This is a genomic window from Arthrobacter sp. Z1-15 (assembly GCF_054792395.1).
The window spans coordinates 3,817,617-3,844,585 of the sequence record NZ_CP096454.1 but is presented as its reverse complement, the minus strand read 5'-3'; the positions used below and the strand labels follow the sequence as shown (position 1 = coordinate 3,844,585).

Here is a 26,969-nt window from a genome sequence, read left to right as displayed (position 1 = left end):
CGTGCTCCACGTCCCGCACAGGGGTGTATGAGCAGGATTCCCGGGTCCGGCGGACCCGGGGCAGGTCCGATCCGCATTATCCACACCCCTCTCCGGGCCGCTGTGGATATCAGCTGTGGAAATCGGGGATAACTAGCCCCCATAGGCGCCCTGCAGCCATCTGTCAACCTGCAAGCAGGGGGTGAATGTTGGAAAAAAATAGTCTCTATACACAGGTGTGGAAAAATGTTTCCCCTAGTCAGAGCGCTGTTTGCCTAGAAAATAATAGTTTATCCACACCCTTATGCCCAACCTGTGCACAAGACACGCCCAGTTATGAACACCTTGTCCACAAGGCCTGTGGATAACTCGTTTGGGGGCAGGGAGTTTGAGGGCTACGGTTGCGGGTGAATCCCTTCTAATCGACTCCATGCCCGTCACTGGGACGGTGCCGCACTTCAACGGCAGCCGCCGCACCCAAAGTGTCACCGCGGCGGGATAGACCTGAATCAGCTGCCACCGGGCAGGGATCGCACCACAGCAGTACCTTGGGAAAGGGTTACACAGTGTCGCTCACGCATACTGACGCGCCGGCATCCAGTTCGGGCTCCGACTTCGCGCGCACTCCGCCGCAGGATTTGGTTGCCGAGCAGTCAGTCCTGGGCGGCATGATGCTCTCCAAGGATGCAATCGCAGACGTGGTCGAGGTTCTCCGCGGGGTCGACTTCTACCGCCCCGCGCACGAATCCATTTTTGAAGCCATTATTGACCTGTACGGCCGCGGCGAGCCGGCTGACGCCGTCACCATCTCCGATGAGCTCACCAAACGCGGCGAGATCGGCCGCATCGGCGGGCCTGCCTACCTTCACACGCTGATCCAGTCGGTGCCTACGGCGGCCAATGCCGGCTTCTACGCGGAGATCGTGCGCGAGCGGGCCGTGCTGCGCCGCCTGGTTGATGCAGGCACCAAGATTGTGCAGCTGGGGTACTCGGGCGACGGCATGGAGGTCGACGACATCGTGAACGCCGCCCAGGCCGAGGTTTTCGCCGTCGCGGAGCGCCGCACCGCTGAAGACTACGTTCCCCTGAAGGACATCATCGAGGGCACCGTAGATGAAATCGAAGCCGCCCAGCACAAGGGCGAGGGCATGACCGGCGTGCCCACCGGCTTCTATGAACTCGATGAACTGACCCAGGGACTCCACCCGGGTCAGATGATCGTCATCGCCGCCCGGCCCGCCGTCGGCAAGTCCACCTTCGCCCTGGACTTCGCCCGCTCCGCCGCCATTAGGAACAACATGACCACGGTCTTCTTCTCGCTGGAAATGGGCCGCAACGAAATTGCCATGCGCCTGCTCTCCGCCGAGGCCACGATCGCGCTGCAGGACCTGCGCAAGGGAACCATCAAGGATGAGCAGTGGGGCAAGATTGCCACCACCATGGGTCGGATGAACGAGGCGCCGCTGTTCATCGATGACAGCCCGAACATGTCCCTGATGGAAATCCGCGCCAAGTGCCGGCGGCTGAAGCAGCGGCACGACCTGAAGCTCGTGGTCCTCGACTACCTTCAGCTGATGTCCTCCGGCAAGAAAGTCGAATCACGCCAGCAGGAAGTGTCCGAGTTCTCCCGTGCCCTGAAGCTGCTGGCCAAGGAACTCGAAGTCCCCGTCATCGCCCTGTCCCAGCTGAACCGCGGGTCCGAGCAGCGAACCGATAAGAAGCCGATGATTTCGGACCTTCGTGAATCCGGCTCGATCGAGCAGGACGCCGACATGGTGATCCTGCTGCACCGCGAGGACATCTACGACAAGGAATCCCCGCGTGCCGGTGAAGCCGACGTGATCGTCGCCAAGCACCGTAACGGCCCCACCAAGACCATTACCGTGGGTTTCCAGGGCCATTACTCCCGCTTCTCCAACATGGCGGTTGAAGGCGGCTCAGGCTTCTAGTCCCGCTGCCGGGGGAGGCTGCGGGACGCCCCGGGCCTGGCGACTAGAATTGTCAGTGCCGGTCTGCACCCCAGGGTTCTTCGCCAGCCGCCCCCTGACCAGCTCGTCCCGAGGAGTATTCCGTGCCCAAGTCCAAGCCCCGCAAGAAGGCAGCAGCCAAGAAGAAGCAGGCCCGCCGCACGGAGCACGAAACAAATCTGCTCTTCGGCAACACCCCCGCGTTTGTCAGCGACGAGGGGGAAGCGCTGCTCACGGTCCGCGGCTGGATCAGCGAGCGGAGCCAGCCCGGCGGCGCAGACCAGGGCGATGCCTGGTACTGGATGCCCTCGCAGCTGCCCGCCTACCTGGAGGAAGGCGAACCGGTGCCAACCTCCGTCTACCCCCTGGAAACCGGATTCGTCAGCCAGCTCGCGACGGCGGACGGGTCAGTTCCGCCCGAGGCGCAAACGGAATACAGCACCCTTGAAGAACTCGAAGCGGATCTGGACCGGCTGGAGGCCTACCGCGTTCCCCAAGACTCATGGACCGTGCTGGGCGGAGGCCCTGGCCAGGATGAAACACCCGGCGAGCTGATCGACAGCATTGCCGAAGAATGGGAACTCGTTGCCGAGCTGATCCACTTCCCCTACAGCGACGGCCCCGGGCCGCGGTCCTTCGACGCCGTGGAACAGGCCCGCGGTGAAGGCCGCCTGACCGAGTATGCCTACCGGTCCGTCCTCGCCGGGCGGGGACTGCCCGTTCCGGAACAGCCCGGGGCCTGAGCCGGGCCGGCGTGCGGTCGGCTGCGGTCGACCCGGGTTGCCGTTGCGGACCGGAAAAACTAGCATCGGACCCATGCTGATTTCCTGATTGTTCCGCGCCCGCCAGAGGCTGGCACCGCCCCCCTGTACGCGTGCGGGCCGGCGGTGCCCGACGTGCCCGGCGGGCGGCAGCTTCCAGGACAGTAGGATTCCCATGGCCGCCTCACGCCCCACCCCTTCCCGCACCCCCTCCCGCGCAGATTCCGCGGCTCCCGGTTTCCCGCCGCGAACTGATTCCAGGCCGGGTTCCGTCCCGCGTGCCGCGAGCGGCAGCCACCTGCGGCTTGAAGCGGTCAGCCTCGGCTACCCAGGCCGCCGGGTGCTCACGGACGTCACGTTTTCCGTTTCCCCAGGAAACCGCACCGCTCTGATTGGGGAAAACGGATCCGGAAAATCAACCCTGCTGCTGATCGCCGCCGGGGTGCTGACCCCGGACGCGGGGTCCGTTGTCCGGCCTGCATCGCTTGGCTTCCTGCGGCAGGAACTCCTTCCCGTGCCCGGGGCAACGCTGGCTGACGTGCTTGAGGCGGCCGTCGCTCCCGTCCGCGGGCTCGGCATCCTCCTGGAGGACCTGGGCGGCCGGCTCGCCGTGGTGCCGGAGGATGTGTCGGTCGCCGATGCTTACGACGCCGCCCTGACGGAGGCCGAACACTCCGGCCTCTGGGCACTGGACGCCCGGATCAGCGAGGTCCTCGCGGGCCTGAGCCTGGCCGGTCTGGAACGGGACCGGCCGGTGCACAGCCTGTCCGGCGGCCAGCGGCGCCGTCTGGCCCTGGCTGCACTGTTGCTCGGGCGCCCGGCTGCGCTGCTTTTGGATGAACCTACAAACCACCTCGACGACGACGCCGTCGCCTACCTGGCCGCCGAACTCCGCGCCCGGCAGGGCCCGCTGCTGATGGCCAGCCACGACCGATGGTTCCTGGATGCCGTTGCCACTGAACTGGTTGACCTTGATCCTGCATCCGGAGCGGAGAGCTACGCCGGCCCGTCAGTGCAGGGCCGGCGCTACACCGGCGGGTACACGGACTACCTGGCCGCACGGTCCGCTGCCCGCGGGCGCTGGCGTGAAGCGTGGGAAACGCAGGAAGCGGAGCGGGAGAGGCTGCGGCGCATCGCCGACGTCGACGGGCGGAACATTTTTCACACCACGATTCCCGGAACCGAGATCCGGGGTGCCAAAAAGTTCTACAGCGACAGGGCTGCGAAGACCGTGGGAGGGCGGGTGCGGTCGGCGCTGCGGGGACTGGCGGAGCTGGACCGGACGGCGGTTCCGGAGCCCCGGCAGCCGCTGGTTTTCCGTGGACTCCCCTCCGCCCGCGCAGTGGACGGATTTTCCCCGGTTACAGACGGAACGCAGATCCTGGTCCTGAGGGGCGCAGGGGTGGACGGACGGCTGTGTCCGGTCGACCTGGTCGTGGAGAGCGGGGAGCGGATCCTCGTGGAAGGCCGCAACGGGGCAGGCAAATCGACGCTGCTCGCGGTGCTGGCCGGCTCGCTCGCGGCTGACACCGGTGATGTCCGGCATGCGCCGGCGCTCAGCGTTGGCCTGCTCCTGCAGGAGGACCGCTGGCCTGATCCGGCACTCCCGGCCGCGGCTGCCTACCGCTCCCGGCTGGCCCGCCCGGAGGAGGCGCCTCCGCTGGCCGAACTCGGGCTGCTGCGCCCGGACGAGGAGGAACAGCCCATGGGAGAGCTGTCGCCGGGCCAGCGGCGCCGCGTGGCCCTGGCTGCGCTGGTGGCCGAACCGCCGCAGCTGCTGCTGCTCGACGAGCCGACCAACCACCTGGCGCTGTCCCTCGCCGAGGAGCTGGAGCAGGCCATCGACTCGTACCCCGGAACGGTGGTGGTGGCCAGCCACGACCGGTGGTTTCGCCGGCGGTGGGGCGGCCGGCGGTTCAGTCTCTAGCGGTCTGCCGGCGGTCGGCGCTGCACGCCGGAGTGAAATCGCGGGTCAGAGCCCGGAGCCCGGCGTCGGGGCGGCGTCGCGGTCGCGGCTGGAGGCAAGCTGCCAGGGAACGCTGGCGACCATGATGCCGGGCTCAAAGTGCAGCCGCGCCTTGATCCGCAGCGCCGTTTGGTTGTGCACCAGCTGCTCCCACCAGCGCCCGACGACGTACTCGGGGATGTAGACCACAAACAGTTCGCGCGGGGCAGTGCGCCGGGCCTCGCGCAAATAGTCGAGAACGGGGGAGACGGTCTCCCGGTAGGGCGAGGACAGCACGGTCAGCGGCACCGGGATCTGCATCCGCTCCCACTCTTCCATCACGCGCTCGGTGTCCTCCGGGTCGATGTCCACGATGATGGCGTTGAGGCTGGAGGGCCGGGACGCCCTGGCGTAGGCCAGCGCCCGCAGGGCAGGCTTGTGCACCTTTGACACCAGGATGACCGCGTTCACCCGGGAAGGGAGGGCCAGCCCGCGGTGGTCGTCCTCGACGGAGAGCTCCCGGGCCACGGAGTCGTAATGTGCCCTGATGGTGAACATCAGCAGGTACAGCCCGCCCATCGCCAGCAGGGCTATCCACGCTCCGTGGGTGAACTTGGTGACGAGGACGATCAGCAGCACCAGTGCGGTCATGCCAAAACCGACGGCGTTGATGGCCCGTGACCGCTGCATCCGGTGCCGGACTTCACGGCTGCGTTCGGTCCGCAGCTTGCCGGTCCAGTGCCGGATCATTCCCAGCTGGCTGGCGGTGAAGGACACGAAGACACCAACGATGTAGAGCTGGATCAGCCGGGTGACATCGGCGTCGAAGACGAATATCAGCGCCAGGGCTCCCAGCCCCAGGGCAATGATGCCGTTGCTGAACGCCAGGCGGTCGCCGCGGGTGCGCATCTGCCGGGGCAGGAAACCGTCCTTCGCCAGGATGGAGGCGAGTACCGGGAAACCGTTGAATGCAGTGTTCGAGGCGAACACCAGGATCAGCCCGGTGGCTGCCACCACAATGTAGAAGGGAATGCTCCCGTCGCCGAAGACAGTTTCCGCCAGCTGGCTGATAACCGGGTGCTGCACGTAGTCCTGACCCACAGGGCTGCCGTTCAGGGTCAGCTGGGTTTCCGGGTCCTGGACCACCCGGACCTCGGTGGCGCTGGCCAGGGACAGGATCCCGGCCAGCATGGACGCGGACACGACGCCCAGCAGCAGCAGCGTTGTAGCCGCATTGGTGCTCTTGGGTTTGCGGAACGTCGGCACGCCGTTGCTGATGGCCTCCACCCCGGTCAGCGCCGCGGCACCCGAGGAGAAGGCGCGCAGCAGCAGGAACGCTCCGGCCAGGCCCACCAGCCCGCTGTCCAGCCCGGACTCGGGAACGAGGTCAAAAGCAGCGGAGGGCGAATCGCCCAGGGTTCCGGCGGCTGCCTGGAATGCTCCGAAGGCGCACATGCCGAGCACCGAGGCCATGAACAGGTAAGTGGGCACGGCAAACAATGCGCCGGCTTCACGGATGCCCCGCAGATTCACCAGGACCAGGACGGCGACGCCGACGGCTGCTATTGGTGCCTGCATGCCGTTGAGCGCGGGTACCGCCGTTATGAGGTAGTGGGAGGCCGAGGACATGGATACCGCGACCGTGAGGACGTAGTCGACCAGCAGGGCGGATGCCACCGTCAATCCCGCCGGCTTGCCGAGATTGCTGCTGGCAATCTCATAATCTCCGCCGCCGGACGGATACGCATGCACATTCTGCCGATAGGAGGCCACGACCGTCAGGAGGACCACAATGACCGCCAGGCCAACCCAGGGTGAGAGGGTTACGGCGGTCACTCCGGCCAGTGCCAGGGTCAGCAGGATTTCATCAGGAGCGTAAGCCGCTGATGACAGGGCATCGGACGCATATACGGGAAGGGCGATGCGCTTGGGCAGGAGAGTGCGCGAGAGCCGTTCATTGCCGTACGGACGCCCGACAAGAATGCGCTTTAACGCATTGAAGAATGTGAGCACGTGGACAAACCCTAGACCCGGCGTCAGCGGCTGTCCACAAGGCGGGGCGGCACCGGAGATGAGCTTTCGCACAGCCGGCCGCCGGCCTTATAGCAGATTGGCTTGTTCCCGCGGGTATCGAAACGGTAACGATTGAGTGTGATAGATACCAATTTGGATTCGTTTGGAGTGTAGGCAAGACGTCCCTTACCGTGGTTAACGGTTCGGGAAAGACCGGACCCCCGGCCGGACCAAATAGATGTCCGGCGACCAGGCTGGCGCCGTTCCAGGTGCAGCCGCACGCTCGGTGCCGCGAGCCACCAGATGTCGCCACTTCGTCAGGCACCGTAACCATGCCCTCGATATTTCATGGGTTGGCGGCAGCGTAGAGAAGCCCCGGGAGGGGTGGAACGCCGGTGGACCCTGGGAGCAGCCACACTAATGACCAAGTCTAAGATCAGCCGAAACGTGCGCCGGGGACTTGCTGTTGCAGCCATCTCAGGTGCAGGCCTCGCCCTGACCGCAGTACCGTCCCAGGCTGCCGACGCGAGTACATGGGATGCACTGGCACAGTGCGAAAGCGGTGGTAACTGGAGCATCAATACCGGAAACGGGTTCTCCGGCGGACTGCAGTTCACGCCGAGCACCTGGGCCGCCTTTGGCGGGCAGGGCGATCCCACGTCCGCCAGCCGTGAACAGCAGATCGCCGTGGCCGAACGCGTACTTGCCGGCCAGGGCTGGGGAGCCTGGCCCGCCTGCTCCGCCAAGCTGGGCCTGTCCGGCGGTGCCGGTTCGGTGAGCGCCCAGAGCCAGACGGTGACCCCGCAGGCCACCCAGGAATACGTCGCACCGCCGGCCGCTCAGGAATATGTGGCACCGGAAACGACGCAGCAGTACGTCCCGGAAGCACCGGTCCAGGAAACTGTCCCGGCCGAGACCTACGCCGCACCGCAGCCCCAGGCTGCTCCGGAAGCCGTAGTGCCGCAGACCCAGGTCCTGCCTGAGGCCCAGGTTGCTGCACCGGCACCGGTGCAGACTCCGGCTCCGGTACAGACCCCGGCCCCGGCGCTGAGCGGTGAAACCTACACCATCCAGTCCGGTGACACCCTGTCCATCATCGCCGAGAAGCTGGGCATCGAGGGTGGCTGGGAGGCGCTGTACAACGCCAACGCCGACACGGTCATCCACCCCGACCTGATCTTCACCGGCCACGTGCTGCAGCTGCCGGCCTAACCACCGGATCAGGAAAGACAACAGAGGAGTCCCGCCGAACCGCGGGTTCCGTGAACAGCAGGCGTCCCGCTGACCGGCGGGGTGCCTGCTGTTTTTAATGTCTGCTGTGTCTTAGTGCCTGTTGTGTCGTTAACCCCTGCCGTGCTTATCCTTCGCCCGCGCATCCCGGGGCAGGCGCCTGACGGACCGGCTTCGGAGAGGGCTACCCTCCGGCAATGGATTGCAGGATCAGGACTTCGGCTCCCGGGGGCACCGTGCTTGCCAGCCCGTCGAGGGCACGCAGTTCCTCGCCGTCGATGTAAACGTTGACGTAGCGGCGCAGCTGGCCGGCCTCGTCCCGGATGCGGCGCTCCAGACGCGGGTAGTCCACCGCAAGGCCGTCCAGCAGCCCGGCTGCGGTGAGGCCTGTCCCGGCGGCGCGGTGCAGCTCGCGGTGCCCTTCTGCGGCGGTGGACAGCGCCGCCGGCAGCACCAGGCGCACGGGTTGCGCAGTCATCAGGCCGGCTCCGGCTCCGCGGAAACAATTCCGGCCCGGACGCACAGCACATCCGGCAGGTTTCCCGCCACCAGCGAGAAGGTGTCGCCCTCGTCGGCACTGGCGAACACCTGGCCTCCGCGGGTGCCGAAGTACACGCCCGCAGGTTCCCCGTTATCTACGGCGGCTGCATCGCGGAGCACGGCGTTGAAGTCCGTCTCGGGCAGGCCGCGGTCCAGCCGTGTCCAGGTTCCGCCGGCATCGGTGCTTCGGTAGACCGCCGGATGGCCGTCCGGCGGGATCCGCTCGCCGTCGGCCTTCAGGGGAATGGTCCAGATGGTGCCGGGCCGGGTGGGGTGGGCCAGCATGACAAAGCCGAAGTCGGCCGGTAGCCCTTCGGCAATCGAAACCCAGGAGTCTCCGGAGTCGTCGGAGCGGTACACGCCGTGGTGATTCTGCGCGTAGAGCCGGCGGGGGTCGCCGGCGTCACGGGCTGCCTTGTGCACGCACTGGCCAAACTCAGGATGGGGATCGGGCAGGAAGTAGGCGCTGATGCCGTTGTTGCGGGGCGCCCAGGAGGCGCCGCCGTCGTCCGTGCGGTACACCCCTGCCGCGCTGATGGCGACGTGCACGCTGTCGTCCGCCGGGCTCGGCAGCACCGTGTGGGCAGCCGCGCCGCCGAAGCCGGCGCCCCACTCGCTCCGGTGCGGGTGGTCCCAGAACGGCCGGTTCATTTCGAAGTGTTCGCCGCCGTCCGTGGACTTCCACACGGAGATGGGCTCGGCACCGGCCCACACCACCCCGGGCCGCGCGTCGCTGTCGGGCTGCAGCTGCCAGACCCGGGCCAGTGCCTCGCCGGTGTCCTCGGGGAACCTGACGGCGCCGTCCTCCGGTTCGCTCCAGGTGGCGCCGCGGTCATCGGAGTGCACCACGCAGGGGCCCCAGTGCCAGTTCATGATGCCGGCCAGGATCCGGGGCGTACCGCCGCGCGTGTCGATCGCCAGGGAGGCGACCTCGTCCATCAGGAAGTGCGGACCGGTGACATTCCATGCTTGGCGGTCGGCGCTCTCGGCCAGCCACAGGCCCTTCTTGGTGCCGATGGCCAGGACCGCGGTGTCCCCGTTTTTCATGCGAACATTCGACCACGCCCCGCGCCTGCGGACAAGGCCCCGTTGCCGGAGCCGCATGGAAATACTTCCTTCTCTCCGGTAGGTATAAGGAATGTCTTTCCTGCTGCACCGGGGACCTGCCCGATGATTTACATTGACCCGCCGCGGTGGCCGGCGCACAACACCGTGTTCTCCCACTTGGTGTCCGACACCTCGCTGGCCGAGCTGCACAGCTTCGCTGCGGATGCCGGAATAGCTTTCCGTGCGTTTGATCTGGACCATTACGACGTTCCGGCCCGCCGCTACCGGGATCTGGTGGCCCGGGGAGCCGTGGAGGTCGACGGCGGCACCCTGGTGCGCCTGCTGATCCGCAGCGGTTTGCGGATCAAGGCCCGGGAGCGCAGCGCTTCGCTGGTGCATCCGCTGCTCACCCGGTGGGAGGCTCTGCTGCCGGGGAACCGGGAGCTGGGCGCGGAGCTTTTGAACCGCTGGGGCGAACCGGACCGCCGGTACCATGACCGGCGGCACCTGCTCGCGGTCCTGGAAGCGGTGGAACTGCTGTGGGACGGACCGCCGCCGCGCCCGCTCCTCCTCGCCGCCTGGTTCCACGACGCCGTGTACCGGGGCGCTCCCGACGACGAGGAACAATCGGCCCGCCTGGCCGCAGCCCTGCTGGCCGAGGCGGGGGTTCCGGTGTCGGAAATCCGCGAAGTGCAGCGGCTGATCCGGGTGACGGCGGGGCATGATCCCGCGGCCGGTGACTCCGCCGCCCAGGTGTTGTGCGATGCGGACCTGGCCGTGCTGGCCCGGGAACCGGCAGCCTATGCACGCTACCTGTCCGACGTTCGCCGCGAGTACCGGCACCTGGATGATGCGCAGTTCGCGTCCGGGCGACGGCGGGTGGTTCGCGGGCTGCTTGCCCTGGAACCCATCTTCTCCACTGCCGCAGCCCGGGCGCGCTGGGAAGAACCGGCACGGCGGAATCTGGAGTCGGAGCTCGCTGCGGCCGCCGGCAATCCCGCCGGCAATCCCGCCGGCAATCCCGCCGCCGATCCCGGCGCCGACTCCGGGAAAGCCGGGAGGACGCCCTAGAGTTCTACTGTGCGTACGGGAGAGCAGGGGTGAACAGCAGCGGGGAGCCGTGGACCGGGCATGCCAAAGGCAGCCGCGGGTACCGCGGCGTGCTCATCGGCCTGGCCGCCGCCGGCATGGCCACCTTCGCCCAGCTGTATTCACTGCAGGGGGTACTGCCCGGTCTCGCTGCGGACCTGGAGATCTCCGCCTCCTCCGCAGCCCTGACGGTTTCCGCGGCCACACTGGGCCTGGCCGCGGCGGTGATTCCCTGGTCTGCCGCCGCTGACCGCTTTGGCCGGCTTCCGGTGATGCGGCTGGCGATCCTGGCCGCCGTCGTCCTGGGCCTGGCGGTTCCGTTCAGCCCCAGCCTGCCCGCGCTGCTGGTGCTGCGCTTTATCGAGGGCGCCGCGATGGGCGGAATCCCCGCCGTCGCCCTGGCCTACCTGAGCGAGGAGGTCTCCCGGGTACATGCCGCCGTCGCCGCGGGAAGCTACGTATCGGGCACCACCATCGGGGGCCTGGCGGGGCGCATCGTGGCTGCTCCGATGAGCGAGGTCGCCAACTGGCGGATCGGCGTCGGCGTTGTCAGTCTCCTCGCCGCAGCGGCCGCCGTGGTGTTTCTGCTGACGGCACCAAAGCAGCAGGGGTTCTCGCCGCTGCGGCGCTCCGATCCCGGCCCGGGCCTCGGCGGGCGGCTGCTGGCCCAGCTGCGCGATCCGCGGCAGGCAGGCCTGTACCTGCAGGCATTCCTGTTGATGGGCGGGTTCGTGGCCGTGTACAACTATCTGGGATTCCGGCTGGGTGAGGCACCGTTTTCACTGCCGCAGAGCGTTGCCGGCTTCCTGTTCCTGGCGTATCTCGCCGGCACCTGGTCCTCCCGGGCGGCCGGAACCCTCGCCGGCCGGCTCTCCGCCCACGGCGGTCGCCGGACCGTCCTGCTGGGTTCAACAGCAGTCATGGCCGCCGGGCTGGCGCTGACGCTGGCTCCCTGGCTTCCGGCCGTGATAACCGGACTGGTGGTGTTCACCGGAGGCTTTTTCGCCGCGCACTCCATCGCGTCCGGCTGGGCGCCCTTCCTGGCCACCGAGGGCCGCGCCCAGGCCTCATCCCTGTACAACCTGTTCTATTACGCGGGCTCCAGCGTGCTCGGCTGGACCGGAGGCTTTTTCTTCCAGCTATGGGGCTGGGCCGGGCTCAGCGCCTTTGTGGGACTGCTGCTGGCGGCGGCCGCAGCCGCAGCCGCCGCGGTGCTCACTCCGGAGTCCGGTGCCGCCCCGGCCAGTCCCGCGCTCGAAAAACCGTAGGCTGGAACCGTGGGCACTTCTTCATCGCAGACTTCCAGCCCGGCCCTGGGCCGCCGCATCCTGGCACTGGCCGTTCCGGCGCTGGGTGCGCTCATCGCCGAACCGCTGTTCCTGATCGCTGATTCCGCCATTGTGGGACATCTGGGCGTCAACCAGCTCGCCGGAGTGGGGCTGGCATCCACCGTGCTGCAGACCGCCGTCGGCCTCATGGTGTTCCTTGCCTATTCGACCACCGGGACCGTGGCGCGATTCCTGGGCGGTGACCGGCACCGGGAGGCGGTGGCAGCCGGCCGCGACGGGATTGGCCTGGCGCTGATCCTGGGCGTGCTGCTCTCCACAGCCGGCATCCTCTCCGCACCGTGGCTGGCGTCCGCCCTGGGGGCCACCGGAGAGGTGCACCGGTATGCGGTGGACTACCTGCAGTATTCGATGCCGGGGCTGACCGCCATGCTGGTGGTCCTGGCCGCGACCGGGGTGCTGCGCGGGCTGCAGGACACGCGCACCCCGCTGGCCGTGGCCGGGATCGGCTTTGGCGTGAACATTGGCCTGAACTACCTGCTGGTCTACGGCTTCAACCTGTCCGTGGCCGGCTCCGCACTGGGCACCAGCATCACGCAGTGGGGGATGGCGGCGGTCTATCTGGTGCTGGTGGGTCGGATGGCCCGGCGGGCCGGAGTGACGCTGCGCCCTTCTCCGGCGGGGATCCTCGCCACCGCGCATGTTGGCTCCTGGCTCATGCTGCGCACGCTGAGCCTGCGCGTGGCCGTGCTGGCCGCGGTGCTGGTTGCCACGGCGCAGGGTCCGCAGTCCCTGGCCGCCCACCAGCTGGTGATGACAGTCTTCACGTTCCTGGCCTTCGCCCTGGATGCCCTGGCGATCGCCGCGCAGGCACTTATCGGCAAGGAACTGGGCGCGGGAAACCGGTCGCTGGCCAGAGAACTGACCCGGCGGATGGTCCGGTGGGGTGTGGGCTTCGGGGTCATCACCGGCCTGCTGCTGGCCGCGGCTGCGCCCTTCGCCGGCTGGATCTTCACGCCCGACGCCGGTGTCCAGTCCGCGCTGACCGCCGGCCTGTGGGTGCTGGCAGCCTCGCAGCCGATCTGCGGGCTGGTGTTTGTGCTGGACGGGGTGCTCATCGGCGCCGGCGATGCCCGCTATCTGGCCCTCACCGGAGTGCTGAACCTGCTGGCCTACCTTCCGCTGCTGTGGTGGGTCCGGGTCTCTGACCTGGCCGGCCCGGAGGGTATTGCCTGGCTGTGGGCGGCCTTTGCCCTCGGCTACATGAGTGCGCGGGCGGTCACGCTGACCTTGCGGATCAGGCAGGATGCCTGGATGGTCACCGGGGCGGCGCCGGGCGCCGCAAGCGACTAAGCTGGTTGGTGGCCAACCGGCCAGACAACTCGTTATCGAAAAGCGGAGGCTCAGCAGTGGGAGATTCGAACCACGGAACCCCGTGGGTACCCATCCTCCTGCGCTCGGCCGCAGCGGCAGCCTTCGGCATCCTGACCGTCTTCTGGCAGTCTCCGGGCTTGAACGTGCTCTCGTTCGCGGGCGGACTCTATCTGCTGTTTACCGCCGCCGCCGTATGGCGGATGGCCGTGCTGGCCGGCATCCGTGCCCAGGCCCGGGTGCGCACCCTGCAGCTCCTTGAAGCCGGCGTGTACGCCGTGGCCGGCCTCGCCGTCCTCGCGCTCCGCTCGGTTGAGGCCTTCTGCGCCGCGGCCGGAGCCGCGCTGCTGGTGGGAGGGGCCGTGGAGCTCTTCCTCTGGGCAAAGGCCCGGAGTGCCTTCCTCCCCGCGCGGGACTGGCTGATCACCGGAGCGGTGAGCCTGGGAACCGCCGCCATTCTCGTCGCCGTGCAGGTCATGGGCCTGGGCGCGCACGCGATGCTGGGCGTCTCCGGCGGCTCGGCAATCATTATTGCCGTAGTGCTGGCCACCTCCGGACTGGGTGCCCGCTGGGACGCCCGGTCGCAGGCGGGATCACACCCGGCAGCGGGAGCCCGGGAAAAGCCGTAAACTGAACAACTCCGGGTTCTACGTACTGTAGAACCCGTGAACACCAACGCAGCAGGAGGAAAGACAGTGGCGAACAGCTCATCCGGTGGGCCGCAAAAGCGGAACTCCGTGAAGGCCCCGCTCATTTTTTCAGCCGTCCTGGCTGTCGTTGCGGGCGTCGCCACCATGATCTTCGCCACAGGCGGCGCGGACAAAGAACTGCGGCTGGACCTGGCCTTTACCGCCGCCGGCATCGCCTTTATCGTCTCGCTGCTGGTGTGCTCACTGCTGCTGATGACGGAAAAGCCCAATCCGGACCACCTCAGCGAAGGGTCCGGAGTCAACCGCAGCTCGGCCAAGATTCCCGGCGGCGCGGGCAGCGTGGGCGGCCCCGGTGCCACGCCTGACGCGGACGGTACTGCTCCCGGCGCAGCCGACAGTGACCCCCGCACCACGGACTCCCGCCCCACGGACCCGACGGCCTAAGCAGCCGGTCCGCAGGGCAGCAGCTGCCGCGGCATCAGTCGAAGATTTCCTTGCTGACGTCGGTCGGGGCGTCATACTGGCGTTCGGGCAGGCCTTCCAGCGCATCCAGCACCGAGGAATCAGCCTTGGAGTCCTGGGCCTTCTTCACGATCTCGTCCTTGGACGCCGGGTAATCCATTCCGCCCAATGCCTTCTGAATGTCGATCGGGCTTGGTTTGTCAGCCATGATGCTCCTTCGGTTTGGTGTTGTATGCAGCTTTGCTCACTGTCCGAACATCTGCTCGGCAGCGTCTGTGGAACGGTCCCGGACCGTTGTGGGCGATTCCAGGTGCACGGCGCCGGACGGAACCAAACCCGCACCGCCGTACTTCTCCATGACCTGCCATTGCGCGGCAACATCTTCGCCGGAATGCCCCGGCGGCAGGTCCTGCCAAAACTCGAATCCTCCGCAGTCCACGAGTTTCCGGCGGTCAAAGAGCACGCAGGCCCCCACCCAGGCCACCTTGTAGAGCTGCCAGGAACCGGCAGGAACATCCAGGCGCGCGGCGAGGTGGGTAAGGTTCGCGGCGTTGTGCAGCGGCCAGCGGTTGAATCCCGGCCCGCCGCGGCGGATCCGCTCCGGCAGGACCGGCCCGGACCACGGCTCAAAGGATTCCTGCTCGCGGGGCCGTCGGTCCCGCAGGTAGGACAGGCCCTGTACTGCTGCGCCGACAAACCCGCAGCCCGCCTCCGCCAGCGCCCCGGCCATCCGCCGCAGCATATCCGGCTCCAGCCACACGTCGTTGTCCAGGTAGAGCACCAGCGGCGCTTCGGCCAGGTCCAGCAAATGCTGGCGCTGCTGTGCCAGGCCGCGCGCCGGCAGGTTCCGCTCCAGCCGCACCGGGCGTCCCTGGGCACGGAGCACCCGAACCATTGCGGCCGCCGCCGGATGCTCCCAGGACGGCGGTCCGGGACTTTGGTCGCTGACCACAACACCGAAAGAGGGACCGTCCTGGGCTGCGAGCCCGGCCAGGGTAACGGCCAATTCCGCCGCGCGGTCCCGGGTCGGGATCAGGACCTGCAGGGAAACCTGCCGGCCGCCCGTTCCCTTGTCAGCGGCGTGCCCAACCGACCCAACCGACCCAACCGACTCGCCCGACCCGACACCGTCAACGTCGCCGCCGTCGTCGTCCAGCCCCCATTCACCGGACCATTTCCGGCTCACGGCCCGCCCCCCGCTTCCTCCTGGCCGGCGGTTGCGGCGGGACCGCGGCCCACTGCCTGCTCAGCGTCCACCTGCTGCCGGGGGTTGCCCGGCCGCAGCGACGATGCCTGGATCCGCTGCACGACGGCGCTGGTGGAATGGTCCGCCACATAGTCCAGGATCCGCACCTGGCCGCCAAGCGCCCTCACCACCGGAGTTTCCTGCAGCATTTCGGGGGAGTAGTCGCCGCCCTTGGCATAGATGTCCGGGCGCAGTGCCTCAATCAGCGGAATTGGAGTGTCGGTGTCGAAGACGGTTACGTAATCGACGCAGCTCAGCGCAGCGATGACTCCGGCGCGGTCATGGACCGGATTGATCGGCCGGTCCGGCCCCTTCAGGCGGGTCACCGAATCATCGCCGTTCAGTGCGACCACGAGGACGTCACCCAGGGCCTTGGCCTGCTGCAGATAGCGGGTGTGCCCGCGGTGCAGCACGTCAAAGCAGCCGTTGGTGAGCACTATCCGCTTGCCGGCTGCCCGGTCCGCAGCCACGCGTTCACCCAGTTCCCCCGGCGGCAGCGCCGTGTCGGCCAGGGCGGTGAGATGCAGCGTCAGGTCCGCCGTGGTGCAGACGGAGGTTCCGGCGCGCTGAACCACAATGTCGGCGGCATTCTGCGCCAAATCCGCTGCCGTGCTCAGCGGGAGCCCGGCTGCCCGGGCCAGGGTCAGGCATGCCACAAAGGTGTCGCCTGCCCCGGACGCGTGTTTCTCCGCGGCCGGGCGGGCCCAGGTCCGGTGCACAGTGCCGTCCCCCGCGAGAAGGACAGTGCCCTCGCGGTCCAGGGTAACGACGGCGGATCCGGCGCCGGCAGCGTGCAGCAGCTCCCGGCCGCGCCCCATGAACTGTTCGGCGCGGTCCGCCTCCGGCTGCAGCGTGATGTCCAGCAGCCGGGCCGCTTCCTGCGCGTTGGGGGTGACGACGTCGGCGGCCAGCCCGGCCCAGAGAGCCGGATCGTGCGCGTCGACCACGGTGAACCTGCTGCCGCGTGCGGCAACCAGTGCGTCCCGCAGCATCCCGTGCAGCAGGCCCGTCCCGTAGTCGCAGACCACCACGGCGTCCGTGTCCTCCAGCCATGCATCCAGGGATCCCGCCAGGTGTTCCTCCGCCTCGGCCGGAACCGGACTCCCGCCGTCGTCCATCCGCAGCAGGACCTGCTCGCCGGCCTGGACGCGGTATTTGGTGGCGGTGCGGGCGGCCGGATGGGACTGCAGGTGCTGCAGGTCGATGCCGGCGGCGGCGAGGAGGCCCCGCAGCCGCCGTCCGGGTTCGTCCTCGCCCACCAGCCCGGCCAACCGTACCCGGGCGCCGAGGGATTGCAGGTTCATTGCAGTGTTGGCTGCTCCGCCCGGGGAGTAGTCCCGGCGTTCGATGTCCACCACCGGCGCGGGTGCTTCGCGGCAGAACCGGTCCGTGGTTCCGGACCACCAGCCGTCCAGCATGACGTCCCCGACCACGGCGATGCGCGGTGCTTTCCCGGCAAGGAGGCCGGGCAGCCACGGCGCCAGGCTGCGCAGCCCCGCCAGGTCCTGCGGGCTCCTCACTTTTGCCCCGGCATCTGCGGGATGCCCACGTGGACAACCTTGACCAGACTGAATTCGTCCAGCAGTTCCGGACCGTACCCGAATCCGCTGCCGCTCTCCCCGCGGGGCTGCGCCGAGCCGCCCGGTGCGCCGCCGAACACCGCGTTGATTTTTACCGTTCCCACCGGCAGGGCAGCCACGGCGCGGTGCGCGGAATCGATGAGCGGTGTGAGGACCGTGGCGGCCAAACCGAATCTGTCCCCGGCCGCCAGTGCCAGCCCTTCGTCGAAGCTGTCCACCACCTGCACGGGCGCAACCGGGCCGAAAGTCTCCTCCGTGAACACCGCCATCTGCTGCGTGCAGTTCAACAGCACGGTGGCCGGGTAGTGGGCGCCGGGCCCGGGCGGGACGACGCCTCCTTCGGCCAGCACCGCGCCGTCGCGGACGGCTTCGGTGACCTGCGCATGCACCGCGGTCCGCAGCCGTTCATCCACCAGCGGCGCCTGCGCGGCGTCCAGGTTGCGGCGGCGGGCCTCGCCGACCAGGGCCTCGCAAAACGCATCGGCGACGTCGCGGTGCACATAGATGCGCTCGACGGCGGTGCAGATCTGGCCGCTGTTGCTGAACGCCCCGAGGGCCGCCTGCCCGGCTGCCCATTCCGGGTCCACTCCGGCATCAATCAGGAGCGGATCATTGCCGCCGTTTTCCCGGATCACGTGCGCCCCGGTGAGCGCGCCGGCACGGGCGATCCGCGCTCCGGAGGAACTGGAACCCACATGGGCCAGCACATCGACGCCGGTCTCCATGCTCAGCAGGGAACCTGTTTCGGCGCCGCCGGTGAGGGTGGCCATGACACCCGGCGGGAAAAACGGCGAGAGCAGGTACCCGAGCAGCGCCCCGGTATGCGGGGAACGTTCGCTGGGCTTGTGGATGACGGCGTTTCCGGTCACCAGCGCCGCGCCGATCAGGCCGGCCGCCACCGCCACCGGGTCATTCCACGGGGTGAGCAGCACTGCAACGCCGCGCGGTTCGGTGACGGTGTAGTCCGCTGCCAGCACCGAGCCGCGCAGGCTCAGCCCGCGGTGCACCGGTCCCAGTTCGGCGTACTGCTCCAGGGTGGCGACGCCGGCGGCCACGCCGCCGAGCGCTTCCTCCACGGGCTTTCCGGTTTCGCGGTTGTTCAGGTCCGCGAGCTCGCTGGCATGCGCAGCCACGGCGGCCGCCGCTGCCCGCAGGGCCTGGCCGCGCACGGCCGGGTCGGTGGCTGCCCACCCGGGACAGGCCGCCCGGGCTGCCCGGACGGCAGCGCGGACCTCCTCCAGGCCCGCCGCGTCCAATTCCCCCACCAGTGTGCCGTCGGAAGGATTGCGCACTGCCACCCGGCCAACCGGGGAATCCGTGCTGACGGAGGAAGGGGCGGAGGCGACGCTGGCTGACATGGAACTCCTCGGGATCGGATACGCGGCAACTTCGTGTGTAGGGTTCCTACCCGTTTGGCCGCGGTTCACACGGATCGGCAGCGGAAGATTTTTCCTCGCGTCCTGCGGTTGGGATCGGCCGGGCCAGGCCCTAGGGTGGGGCCAGAGAAACAGCCGCCGGCAGGGTGGCGGCAGCTCGCCGCAGCGGCCGCAACGGCCGGCCGGGGCTGCGGCGGCATGGCAAAGGCGCTCCGACGAGATCCGGGAAGGGACTGTAAATGGTGGAAAGAGGAACTGGGAACGGCTTGCCGGAGGAACGGGGCGTGCGCCGCGGTGTCGGGCCGGTGCTGGAGCAGTTTCCGGGAGTGGCCCGGATCGTTGTGCTGCGCGGCGGCGGACTGGGGGACCTGATGTTTGCCATGCCGGCGCTGGACGCTCTTGCCGCCGCCTACCCGGAGGCCGAGATCACGCTGCTGGGCACGCCGCTGCATGCGGCGCTGCTGGCGGGACGGCCGGGCCCGGTGCACCGCGTGGAGGTGCTGCCTGTCGCCCCGGGCATCCGGCCGGGCCCGGAGGATCCTGCAGCGCTGGCGGCGTTTATGGATTCCATGCGTGCCCGCAGCTTCGACCTGGCCGTCCAGGTGCACGGAGGCGGCCGCAATTCCAATCCTTTCCTCCTGCAACTGGGTGCGGCCCATACGGTTGGCACCCGGACTCCCGACGCGGCACCCCTGGAACGCACCATTCCGTACGTTTACTACCAGCACGAGATTCTGCGGGCGCTGGAAGTGGCGGGCCTGGCGGGGGCGGTTCCCGTCTCCCTGGAGCCGCAGCTGGAGGTCCTCTCCGCGGAGGAAGAGAAGGCCGCGGCCTTTGTGGCCCCGGACCGGGACCTGGTGACCCTCCACCCGGGCGCCACCGATCCCCGCCGCCGCTGGCCGGCGTCGGCCTTTGCAGCACTGGCGGTGCGGGCCGCCGCCGACGGTTGCCGGGTTCTGGTGGTGGGCGACGACGGCGACCGGGAGCTCGCCGAACACATTACCGCGCTGGGCCTGGCGGCCGCCGGGCCCGGGGCCGACATCGGCTCAGTGGCCGGAAAGCTGGATATCGGCACCCTGGCGGCCCTGCTCAAGGCGAGCGCCGTGATGATCGGGAATGACAGCGGACCCCGGCACCTGGCCCAGGCTGTGGGCACGCCGACAGTGGGTATCTACTGGTTCGGAAATGCGATCAATGCCGGCGCCATGGGCCGCACCCGCCACCGGGTGCACATGTCCTGGGTTTCCGCCTGCCCGGTTTGCGGAGCCGATGTCACCCAGGTCGGCTGGACGGCGGAACGCTGCCCCCATGATGATTCGTTTGTGGCCGCTGTTGACCCGGAGGCCGTGTACGCAGACGTGGCCGAGCTGCGGGCGGCGCCGCCCGCCTAGCAGAGTGTCCGGGGCGCCGGGCGGGCCATCACCGGATCAGGGCCAGGAATCCTCCTCCTCGTGGCAGATAACCATCTCGCGGATCTCGCATCCGCGGGGCTGGTGCAGGGCGAAGAGAATTGCCTCGGCCACGCGCATCGGATCGTTGAGCCGGGAATCGTCCTGCGGCTTGTACTGCTCCGTGCGGTCGTCGAAAAAATTCGTCTTCATCCCGGAAGGGATCATGGTGGTGACCCCCATCCGGCCGCGGGTTTCGGCGGCAAGGGCACGGCTGAAACCCACTACGCCGAACTTCGAGGCGCAGTAGGCAGTGGCGTCTGAAACGGCCTTGATGCCCAGGCTTGAAGCCACAGTCACTGCCCGGCCGTGGCTCTCGAGCAGGTAGGGGAGGGCGGCGCGCACCACGGAAACGGTGCCGAGCAGGTTCACTCCGATGACCTTCTCCCATTCTTCGGCCGCAACGTCCTCCAGCCGGCCGCAGCGGTCAATGCCCGCCGCGGTCACCACGGCGTCCAGCCCGCCCAGGGATTCGGCGGCCTCGGTGACCGCCGCTTCCACGGCCGCGCGGTCTGAGACGTCCACTTCAATGGCTTTGGCGGCACTGACCGTGCTGATGTTCCGGTCCAGTACGACGGCGGTGCCGCCGGCGTCGGTTACCGCCCGGACAACGGCGGCGCCTAAGCCGGAGCCGCCGCCGGTGATGAGCACCCGTCCAGGGTTGGAAAGCTGCAGAGACATGGGTCTTTCCTTTCGTTGTACATCTTTGGTTGTACGTCCGGGTCCACGGCGTTCCGGGACCGAAGCTGTGGTGCTGCCGGCCGGGCTGGCCTTGCTAACCCTGGCCTTGCCAACCCTGGCCTTGCCCACCCTGGCTAGCCGACCCGGGCCAGGGCCGCGGCCAGCGCAGTGGTGGAACGGGCGGGGTGGTACGGGACGGTGACGGTCTCTCCGCCCCAGGCCTTGATCACCCGGGCCTCCGGCAGCTGGTCTTCGCGGTAGTCCCCGCCCTTGACCCAGATGTCCGGCCGGAGCCGCTCCAGCGCCGCCTCGGGGGTATCTTCCTCGAAGACCAGGACACCGTCCACGCAGCCCAGCGACAGCAGCAGTTCAGCGCGGTCCGCCTGGCCAATGATGGGACGCTGCTCGCCCTTGAGCCGCCGGACGGAGCTGTCGGAATTCAGGACCACGATCAGGCAGTCGCCCAGCCTGCGGGCGGCGGACAATGTTCGGGCGTGCCCGGCGTGGAGCAGGTCGAAACATCCGCCGGTGGCCACCACTGTTCCGCCGCGCTCGCGCACCGTGCGGGCGGCCGAGAGGGCATCGAGGCTGCCGCTGTGCAGCTGCACGGGCGCTTTTTCCCGGTGCAGGGCGGCCACTCCGCCGGCGGCGAGGAAACCGGCGGCTGCCTGCACCGCCTGTTCCGCGGCGGGCTCCAGTGCGGTTCCGCGGGCCAGGGCCAGGGCCAGGGTTGCGGCGAACCGGTCACCGGCGCCGCAGGCATCTCCGGCGGGCACCTCCGGAGCGGGGATCACCTGCGGCAGGCCGTCGGCGGGCAGGACGAGCGCCCCGAGGGAACCGAGGGTCACCACCACTGACCGGCTCCGCCAGCGCCCCAGCAGCACTTCCGCGGCGTGCAGGGCTGCCGGAATTCCGCCTGTCCCGCCCCCGCCGCCGCTGCTCAGCGCTTCCGGCAGGTTCGGGGTCACGGCGGCAACGCCGGGCACCGGGTCGGCGCCGGCCGGGTGCGGGTCCCAGACCACCGGCACCCGCCCCGCCAGCGCCTCCAGGGCGCTGCGCAGCTCCGGATTGCCGGTCAGCCCGCGGCCGTAATCCGCCACGACCACCGCATCGGCGCCGGACAGGACGGACAGCATCTCAGGGGTCACCGCAGGTGCCGGCGGAGGGGAGCAGCCTTCGTCGAAGCGCACTACGGCCTGGGCATCGGCGCGGATCCGGGTCTTCACCGGTGTGGGTGCTCCGGAGGGGCCGGCGGTTACGGTTATGCCGGTGAGGGCACCGCGCAGATCCGCGGCAGCGCCGTCGTCGGACAGTACCGTCACCAGGGCCACATCGAGGCCGTCGCGGGCCAGCATCCGGGCCACCAGGCCAGCCCCGCCGGCGCGCTTGCGGATGCTGTCCACATCAACCACCGGAACCGGGGCGTCAGGGGAGAGCCGCTGCGCGCTGCCGGTGATGTCAGTGTCCAGCAGAACGTCGCCAACCACCACGATTTTCACGGTTGCTCCTTTCCGCCGCGGCGGAAAACCTCGGCGTCGAAGGCCCGGCACACGGCGTGCAGGGCAATGAGGTGGGCCTCCTGCGCGTTGGCCGCCTGCGCGTCGATACTGACGGCGTCGTCGCAGGCCTCGCTGAGCGGATTCGGTCCGCGGCCGGTCAGGGCCCAGGTGGTGATGCCCTCGGTGCGCGCCGTCTCCGCGGCGCGCAGCAAATTGGGGCTCCTGCCGCTTGTGGAGAGCAGGATCAGCACGTCGCCGCGGCGTCCGTGGCCCAGCACCTGCCGCGCGTAGAGCTGGTCAAACCCGTAGTCATTGGCAATGGCCGTCACCGCTGACGTTTCCGCGTGCAGGGCAATGGCGGAGAACGGCCGCCGTTCGCCGTCGAACCTGCCCACCAGCTCCGCCGTTAAATGCTGGGCCTCCGCCGCCGAGCCGCCGTTGCCGGCGGCAAGCAGCCGGTGTCCGGCCAGGAGGCGGACGGCGAGCTCCACGCCCCAGCCGGTGAGCCTCGGTGCCTGCGCCTCGAGCGAGGCGACCGCCGGCCGCAGATCGGACAGGTGCGCAAGGACCGCCCGGTGGGCTGACTGCTGTGCTGACGCCGCTGACGCCGCTGACGCCGCTGACGCCGCTGACGCCGCTGACTGTGCTGGCTGCGTCGGCGCCGGCGGGGTTGGCGGGGTTGGCTGCCGGGTTGCCTGTGCCGGGGGAGCGGGGGCGGGCTGCACGTCTGCCAGCAGAGTTCCGGCTGCGGCTTCCGGAGGTTTGGGTTTCACAGCGCCTTCCCTCCCAGCGGCTGCAGGCTGCCCTGCCGGGCAGGTGCCATGCGGTCCACCGCCACCTGGTAGGCCTTTTCAGTGTCTGCTGCCACCCGGTCCCACGAATACCGCGCCCGGGCCCGCTGCCGGCCGGCAGCACCAAGACGGCGGGAATACTCCGGGTTGCGCAGCAGCTCCGCCAGTGCCGCGGCCAGGGCCACCGGATCGCGGGGAGGCACGTGCAGGCCGGTTTTGCCGTGAACCACCGTGTCAATCAGCCCGCCGACCGCGGAAGCCACCACCGGCACGCCGCAGGCCATGGCCTCGAGCGGGACTATCCCGAACGGTTCGTACCAGGGGGCGCACACCACGGCATCGGCGCTTCTCAGCACCGCCGGCATTTGTTCCCGCGGGACCTGCCCGCGCAGCACCACGCGGTCCGCCACACCGAGGATGCGGGCCAGCGCCAGCAGCCGCTGGGCTTCCGGATCCGAGGCGAGCCCGGCGGAGTCCGAGGCGCCGCCCACGATCAGGAGCTCGACGTCGCTGAGGCCGCCTTCGGCCAGCAGCGCCAGTGCCTGCACCGCCAAATCCACGCCTTTGCGCGGAACCAGCCGGCCGACGGCGGCAATCCGGAAACGCCGTCCTTTCGGCTCCGCGGGTCCGCCGGAACCGAAGAGGTCCAGGTCCACGCCGCAGGGCGCCACGGAAATCCGGTTCCCGGGCACGCCCATCGCCTTGAGTTCAAACACCTCATCCGAGCAGGTGGCGATCACCCGGTCCGCGGTGCGCCCCACGGAAGGTTCCAGCCAGGTGCGCTGCGGCGGGCTGGTGTCTTCGGTTCCCTGGTGGCGTTTCTTCACGGTGCCCAGGGCATGGAAGGTTTGCAGCACCGGAACGGGGTACCCCGGCGCCTCGACCCGGCGGGCCGCCTCCAGGGCCGCGACTCCCGACATCCAGAAGTGCGCGTGCACCACGTCCGGGGGTGCCGTCCCCCAGTCGGCGGAGATGCCTTCGGCCAGTTCCCGCATGTAGGGCAGCAGGACATCCTTGGGCAGTGCCCGGGCCGGTCCTGCGTCCACGTGCACCACCTCCAGCCCGTCGCGCACCGGAACCACCGCGGGCAGGCCCGGATCATCGCGGCGGGTATAGACGCGCACGGAATGCCCGCGGCGGGCCAGCGCCACCGACAGCGCCGCAACGTGCACGTTCTGCCCGCCGGCATCCACGCCGCCCAGTGCGGCCAGCGGACTGGCGTGCTCGGACACCATTGAGATTTTCACTGCATTCCCCCTCCGGCAGCTCCTGACAGTTCTGTTCGCCGCTGCAGCGGCAGTTCTCCGGTGGTTACCGGATGGCTCAGCACGGGAACCCTGCTGCTCCGGGTGGTGATGTCCGAGAGCGTGGTGTCCCACGCGGCCAGGAAGGCTGCGAGGCCGTAATGCTGCAGGGCGAATTCCCGCGCCGCCCGGCCCCGCTTCCGCGCTTCCGCGGGGTCGCTGAGCAGGTCCGCTGCAGTTTGCACCAGCTCATCGACACTGGTCGAGATTGCGCCGGCCTCCGGGGGAACAGCCCGCACGGCTTCGGTGGCGGCCAGGGCCAGGACCGGCAGGCCCAGGTGCATGGCTTCGAGCAGGGACAGTCCCAGCGACGTCCAGCGCATGGGATGGACGTAGGCACGGCACCTGCTCAGCTCGGAATGCAGGACGTCCGCCGGCAGGTCTCCCCGGGCAGTAAGTTCATCCGGGCCCAGGCCGGTGGCCGCGGCTAGTCCCTCGGTCCCCATGCCGAACACTTCCAGCCGGGCGGCGCGGGCGAAGCGCGGCAGCAAATCGGTGCCGGTGACCCGCCAGCGGCGCACCGGCTCGTTGATGACAACGCCCAGCTGGTCGCGTTCACCGGTGTACCGGTAGCCCGGGTCCGGGATGCCGTGCTCGATGACCCGCACGGGAGCGCGGCCGCTGTCCCAGAAGAGCTCGTTGAAATGGCTGACGTGGACAATGGGGATGCTGCTCTGGGAACCCAGCGGATGGGTGGCGGAAGGCACACTGCCGCGCGGAGTGTTGTGTTCCAGGTACACGGCCGGCAGATCGCGGCCCGGGCGCCGTCCGAGCAGGCGCTCGCAGGCGGCGAGTTCCTCCGGGCGCTGGAGCACGACGGCGTCGATTCCGGCGTCGCGCAGGTCCCCGGGGGCACATTCGACGGCCGAAGCCGGCCAGTTCCGCCCGCCCCTGCCCAGCCCCCACGGGCCGCCCTCCGGCATCACCGGAAGAATGTACTCATGCGGCCCGCGGACGAAGGCTTCCATCCAGCCGCCGTGCACATGCCAAAGCAGGATCCTCATGCAGTCCTCGTTTCTCTGCGCGTTCCCAAAGAAGCAACGCCGGTGGTTAAGCGGTGCACGGCCTCCACAACCTGTTCCGGCGTTACGCCGGAAAGGCAGGGGTGTCCCGGCACGGGGCAGTCGCGGGCCCGGCTGAGCCGGCAGGGTGCGTTCTGGTCGCCCAGCAGCTCCAGGGGCACCCGGTACGGCGCCCACCGGACGGCCGGAACCACCGGGGCAAAGAGGCTGACCACTGGGGTTCCGACCGCCGCCGCCAGGTGCGCCGGGCCGGTGTTCCCGACGACGACGGCGGAGGCCCCGGCCAGCACGCCGGCCAGGGAGCGCAGGTCGGTGCGTCCGCCCAGATCCACGCCGGCAACGCCGGCAACGGTGGCCGTCAGCCGGGTTTCGCCCGGACCGCCGGTCACGAGAACCCGGTGACCGGCGGCGGTCAGGAGCTCCACTGCGGCCGTATGGTGCAGGGCCGGCCAGGCCCGGGCCTGAACAGCGGCGCCGGGATGCACCACAACGTAGGGCCCGTCGCCCACCAGATGCCCGACGTCGGCGGTGCCGCGCAGGCGCAGGCGTCCGTCGTCGTCGTCGGGAAGCCGGTACCCGGCCGCCGCCGCGATCTGCAGGGCGCGCTCGGCCTCGGGCTGGTCTTCCGGGAAGTCCTCGCCGGGCCGCAGGCGGATGTCCAGGAGCGAACCGGCATAGTCGACGGAGGCCCCGGTGATCCGGGGCACGCCGGCCAGGCGCAGCACCAGGGCCAGCGGCAGCGGGGACTGGTGGAAGGACGTGAGGATCACGGCTTCGTCAATCCCTGCGCTGCGCACGTCTTGCTCCAGGCTTGCGAGGGCCGCGGCGGTCACCGGAGGGGCCGGGTGGGTAATCCAGGGGGCCGTCCACGTCAGGACGTCGTCGGCACCGGGCAGGAGGCGCCCGGCGTCGGCGCCCTGCGGCCCGCACAGCAGGGTGACCCGGGTCTGCGGGTCCGCGGCAACGGCGCGAACCGCCGGACCGGCGAGCAGGACGTCTCCTGCGCTGTCCAGGCGGGCCACCAGGACCCCGCGGCTCACGAGCCCTCCAGCAGCAGCGCGACGGCGCCGGCCAAGTCCCGGGCCACCAGCGGCGCGGCGGCAGTTTCCTCGGGGCGGGTGACGGGCGTCGGTACGAGTACGGATCGAGCGCCGGCCGCTTCCGCCGCCTCCATGTCCGCTCCGATGTCCCCGATCACGGCCACCTCGTTGGGCTGCAGGCCCAGGCGGGCACAGGCACTGTGAATCATGCCCGGCTGCGGCTTGCGGCAGGAGCATCCGTCCCCGGGCCCGTGCGGGCAGATCTCCCAGACATCGAACCGGCCGAGCAGCTGCTGGATCCGGGAGTTGACGGCCGCCACCTGGGAAGGGGTAAGCAGCCCGCGGGCCACGCCGGACTGGTTGGTGATGACTCCGGTGCGGATGCCGTTGCGGCGCAGCTGCCTCAGGACGTCCGCTGCCTGCGGAAACGGATCCACCAGGTCGGGGTTGCCGTTGTACGGGACATCACGGACCAGCGTGCCGTCCCGGTCAAAGAGCACGGCGCGCGGTGCGTCGGAATTCAGAGGTCCCATACGGAACTTGTTCCCCATCCGTATCGGACCTAAACACTTTTGCCCGTACTTCTTCTCCTTCTCCGCGCTTCGCTTAGCCTGAAGGCGGCTCTCTGGCAGGATGATGTCC

General features: G+C 69.2%; 24 protein-coding genes. 10 read left to right on the top strand and 14 right to left on the bottom strand.

What is annotated here, in order from left to right; translation table 11 throughout:
- The first annotated feature begins 545 nt into the window (after nt 1–545).
- The 3 genes from dnaB to M1D40_RS17885 all read left to right on the top strand — a co-directional run bounded on the left by dnaB (nt 546) and on the right by M1D40_RS17885 (nt 4,634).
- A complete protein-coding gene (gene dnaB, locus M1D40_RS17895) occupies nt 546–1,928 on the top strand; it encodes a replicative DNA helicase (protein ID WP_461169727.1) in 1,383 nt (460 codons plus the stop codon).
- Nucleotides 1,929–2,050: 122 nt separating this feature from the next.
- Nucleotides 2,051–2,689, top strand: a complete 639-nt coding sequence (locus M1D40_RS17890; protein ID WP_461169726.1) for a hypothetical protein — start codon at nt 2,051–2,053, stop codon at nt 2,687–2,689.
- Between the two features lie 193 nt (nt 2,690–2,882).
- Nucleotides 2,883–4,634, top strand: a complete 1,752-nt coding sequence (locus M1D40_RS17885; protein WP_461169725.1) for an ABC-F family ATP-binding cassette domain-containing protein — start codon at nt 2,883–2,885, stop codon at nt 4,632–4,634.
- A gap of 45 nt (nt 4,635–4,679) precedes the next feature.
- Here M1D40_RS17885 and M1D40_RS17880 read toward each other — a convergent pair whose 3' ends face one another.
- A complete protein-coding gene (locus M1D40_RS17880; protein ID WP_341394499.1) occupies nt 4,680–6,665 on the bottom strand; it encodes an APC family permease in 1,986 nt (661 codons plus the stop codon).
- 420 nt (nt 6,666–7,085) lie between these two features.
- Here M1D40_RS17880 and M1D40_RS17875 point away from each other — a divergent pair, with 420 nt between their 5' ends.
- Complete coding sequence (locus M1D40_RS17875) at nt 7,086–7,877, top strand: transglycosylase family protein (RefSeq protein ID WP_341394498.1); 792 nt, start codon at nt 7,086–7,088, stop codon at nt 7,875–7,877.
- A 202-nt stretch (nt 7,878–8,079) separates the two neighbouring features.
- On the opposite strand, the gene M1D40_RS17870 is transcribed toward M1D40_RS17875, so the two are convergent.
- Together M1D40_RS17870 and M1D40_RS17865 are read right to left on the bottom strand one after the other, a co-directional pair.
- On the bottom strand, nt 8,080–8,373 hold the full coding sequence (locus M1D40_RS17870) for a MoaD/ThiS family protein (RefSeq protein WP_341394497.1): 294 nt from the start codon (nt 8,371–8,373) through the stop codon (nt 8,080–8,082).
- Nucleotides 8,373–9,482, bottom strand: a complete 1,110-nt coding sequence (locus M1D40_RS17865; protein WP_461169724.1) for a WD40/YVTN/BNR-like repeat-containing protein — start codon at nt 9,480–9,482, stop codon at nt 8,373–8,375. Before M1D40_RS17865 ends, M1D40_RS17870 begins: the two co-directional genes overlap by 1 nt.
- A 123-nt stretch (nt 9,483–9,605) precedes the next feature.
- Between M1D40_RS17865 and M1D40_RS17860 the strand changes: the two genes are divergently transcribed.
- From M1D40_RS17860 to M1D40_RS17840, 5 genes are all read left to right on the top strand, one after another.
- A complete protein-coding gene (locus M1D40_RS17860) occupies nt 9,606–10,553 on the top strand; it encodes a DUF4031 domain-containing protein (RefSeq protein ID WP_461169723.1) in 948 nt (315 codons plus the stop codon).
- Between the two features lie 29 nt (nt 10,554–10,582).
- A complete protein-coding gene (locus M1D40_RS17855; RefSeq protein ID WP_461169722.1) occupies nt 10,583–11,839 on the top strand; it encodes an MFS transporter in 1,257 nt (418 codons plus the stop codon).
- A 9-nt stretch (nt 11,840–11,848) separates the two neighbouring features.
- Nucleotides 11,849–13,210: an MATE family efflux transporter gene (locus M1D40_RS17850; protein ID WP_461169721.1), complete on the top strand. Its 1,362-nt coding sequence runs from the start codon at nt 11,849–11,851 to the stop codon at nt 13,208–13,210.
- Between the two features lie 56 nt (nt 13,211–13,266).
- The gene (locus M1D40_RS17845) at nt 13,267–13,857 is read left to right on the top strand and encodes a hypothetical protein (protein ID WP_461169720.1); all 591 of its coding nucleotides are present in this window, start codon (nt 13,267–13,269) and stop codon (nt 13,855–13,857) included.
- 108 nt (nt 13,858–13,965) lie between these two features.
- Nucleotides 13,966–14,322, top strand: coding sequence for a hypothetical protein (locus M1D40_RS17840; protein ID WP_461169719.1), 357 nt, complete (start codon nt 13,966–13,968; stop codon nt 14,320–14,322).
- 34 nt (nt 14,323–14,356) lie between these two features.
- On the opposite strand, the gene M1D40_RS17835 is transcribed toward M1D40_RS17840, so the two are convergent.
- Genes M1D40_RS17835 through M1D40_RS17820 form a run of 4 tightly spaced genes read right to left on the bottom strand, consistent with a single transcriptional unit; the run spans nt 14,357 to nt 18,524 of the window.
- Nucleotides 14,357–14,548, bottom strand: coding sequence for a DUF2795 domain-containing protein (locus M1D40_RS17835; protein ID WP_461169718.1), 192 nt, complete (start codon nt 14,546–14,548; stop codon nt 14,357–14,359).
- A 36-nt stretch (nt 14,549–14,584) separates the two neighbouring features.
- Nucleotides 14,585–15,526: a glycosyltransferase family 2 protein gene (locus tag M1D40_RS17830; protein ID WP_461169717.1), complete on the bottom strand. Its 942-nt coding sequence runs from the start codon at nt 15,524–15,526 to the stop codon at nt 14,585–14,587.
- Nucleotides 15,523–17,106 (bottom strand): D-glycero-beta-D-manno-heptose 1-phosphate adenylyltransferase, encoded by a 1,584-nt coding sequence (rfaE2, locus tag M1D40_RS17825; protein ID WP_461169716.1) that lies wholly within the window; start codon nt 17,104–17,106, stop codon nt 15,523–15,525. Before rfaE2 ends, M1D40_RS17830 begins: the two co-directional genes overlap by 4 nt.
- Nucleotides 17,103–18,524, bottom strand: coding sequence for an aldehyde dehydrogenase family protein (locus M1D40_RS17820; protein WP_461169715.1), 1,422 nt, complete (start codon nt 18,522–18,524; stop codon nt 17,103–17,105). Before M1D40_RS17820 ends, rfaE2 begins: the two co-directional genes overlap by 4 nt.
- A gap of 302 nt (nt 18,525–18,826) precedes the next feature.
- Here M1D40_RS17820 and M1D40_RS17815 point away from each other — a divergent pair, with 302 nt between their 5' ends.
- On the top strand, nt 18,827–19,933 hold the full coding sequence (locus tag M1D40_RS17815) for a glycosyltransferase family 9 protein (protein ID WP_461169714.1): 1,107 nt from the start codon (nt 18,827–18,829) through the stop codon (nt 19,931–19,933).
- A gap of 36 nt (nt 19,934–19,969) precedes the next feature.
- Here the strand turns inward: M1D40_RS17815 and M1D40_RS17810 are convergent, their stop codons facing one another.
- The 7 genes from M1D40_RS17810 to M1D40_RS17780 all read right to left on the bottom strand — a co-directional run bounded on the left by M1D40_RS17810 (nt 19,970) and on the right by M1D40_RS17780 (nt 26,860).
- Entirely contained in the window at nt 19,970–20,671 is a 702-nt protein-coding gene (locus M1D40_RS17810) for an SDR family oxidoreductase (RefSeq protein WP_461169713.1), read from the bottom strand.
- 134 nt (nt 20,672–20,805) lie between these two features.
- The gene (locus M1D40_RS17805; protein WP_461169712.1) at nt 20,806–22,170 is read right to left on the bottom strand and encodes a PfkB family carbohydrate kinase; all 1,365 of its coding nucleotides are present in this window, start codon (nt 22,168–22,170) and stop codon (nt 20,806–20,808) included.
- A complete protein-coding gene (locus M1D40_RS17800) occupies nt 22,167–22,943 on the bottom strand; it encodes a D-sedoheptulose-7-phosphate isomerase (protein ID WP_461169711.1) in 777 nt (258 codons plus the stop codon). The genes M1D40_RS17805 and M1D40_RS17800 overlap by 4 nt, the downstream gene beginning before the upstream one ends.
- Nucleotides 22,940–24,208, bottom strand: a complete 1,269-nt coding sequence (locus tag M1D40_RS17795; RefSeq protein ID WP_461169710.1) for a glycosyltransferase — start codon at nt 24,206–24,208, stop codon at nt 22,940–22,942. Before M1D40_RS17795 ends, M1D40_RS17800 begins: the two co-directional genes overlap by 4 nt.
- A complete protein-coding gene (locus tag M1D40_RS17790) occupies nt 24,205–25,269 on the bottom strand; it encodes a glycosyltransferase (RefSeq protein WP_461169709.1) in 1,065 nt (354 codons plus the stop codon). Before M1D40_RS17790 ends, M1D40_RS17795 begins: the two co-directional genes overlap by 4 nt.
- Complete coding sequence (locus tag M1D40_RS17785; protein WP_341394481.1) at nt 25,266–26,327, bottom strand: glycosyltransferase family 9 protein; 1,062 nt, start codon at nt 26,325–26,327, stop codon at nt 25,266–25,268. Before M1D40_RS17785 ends, M1D40_RS17790 begins: the two co-directional genes overlap by 4 nt.
- Nucleotides 26,324–26,860: a D-glycero-alpha-D-manno-heptose-1,7-bisphosphate 7-phosphatase gene (locus tag M1D40_RS17780; protein ID WP_461169708.1), complete on the bottom strand. Its 537-nt coding sequence runs from the start codon at nt 26,858–26,860 to the stop codon at nt 26,324–26,326. Before M1D40_RS17780 ends, M1D40_RS17785 begins: the two co-directional genes overlap by 4 nt.
- Nucleotides 26,861–26,969 lie beyond the last annotated feature (109 nt).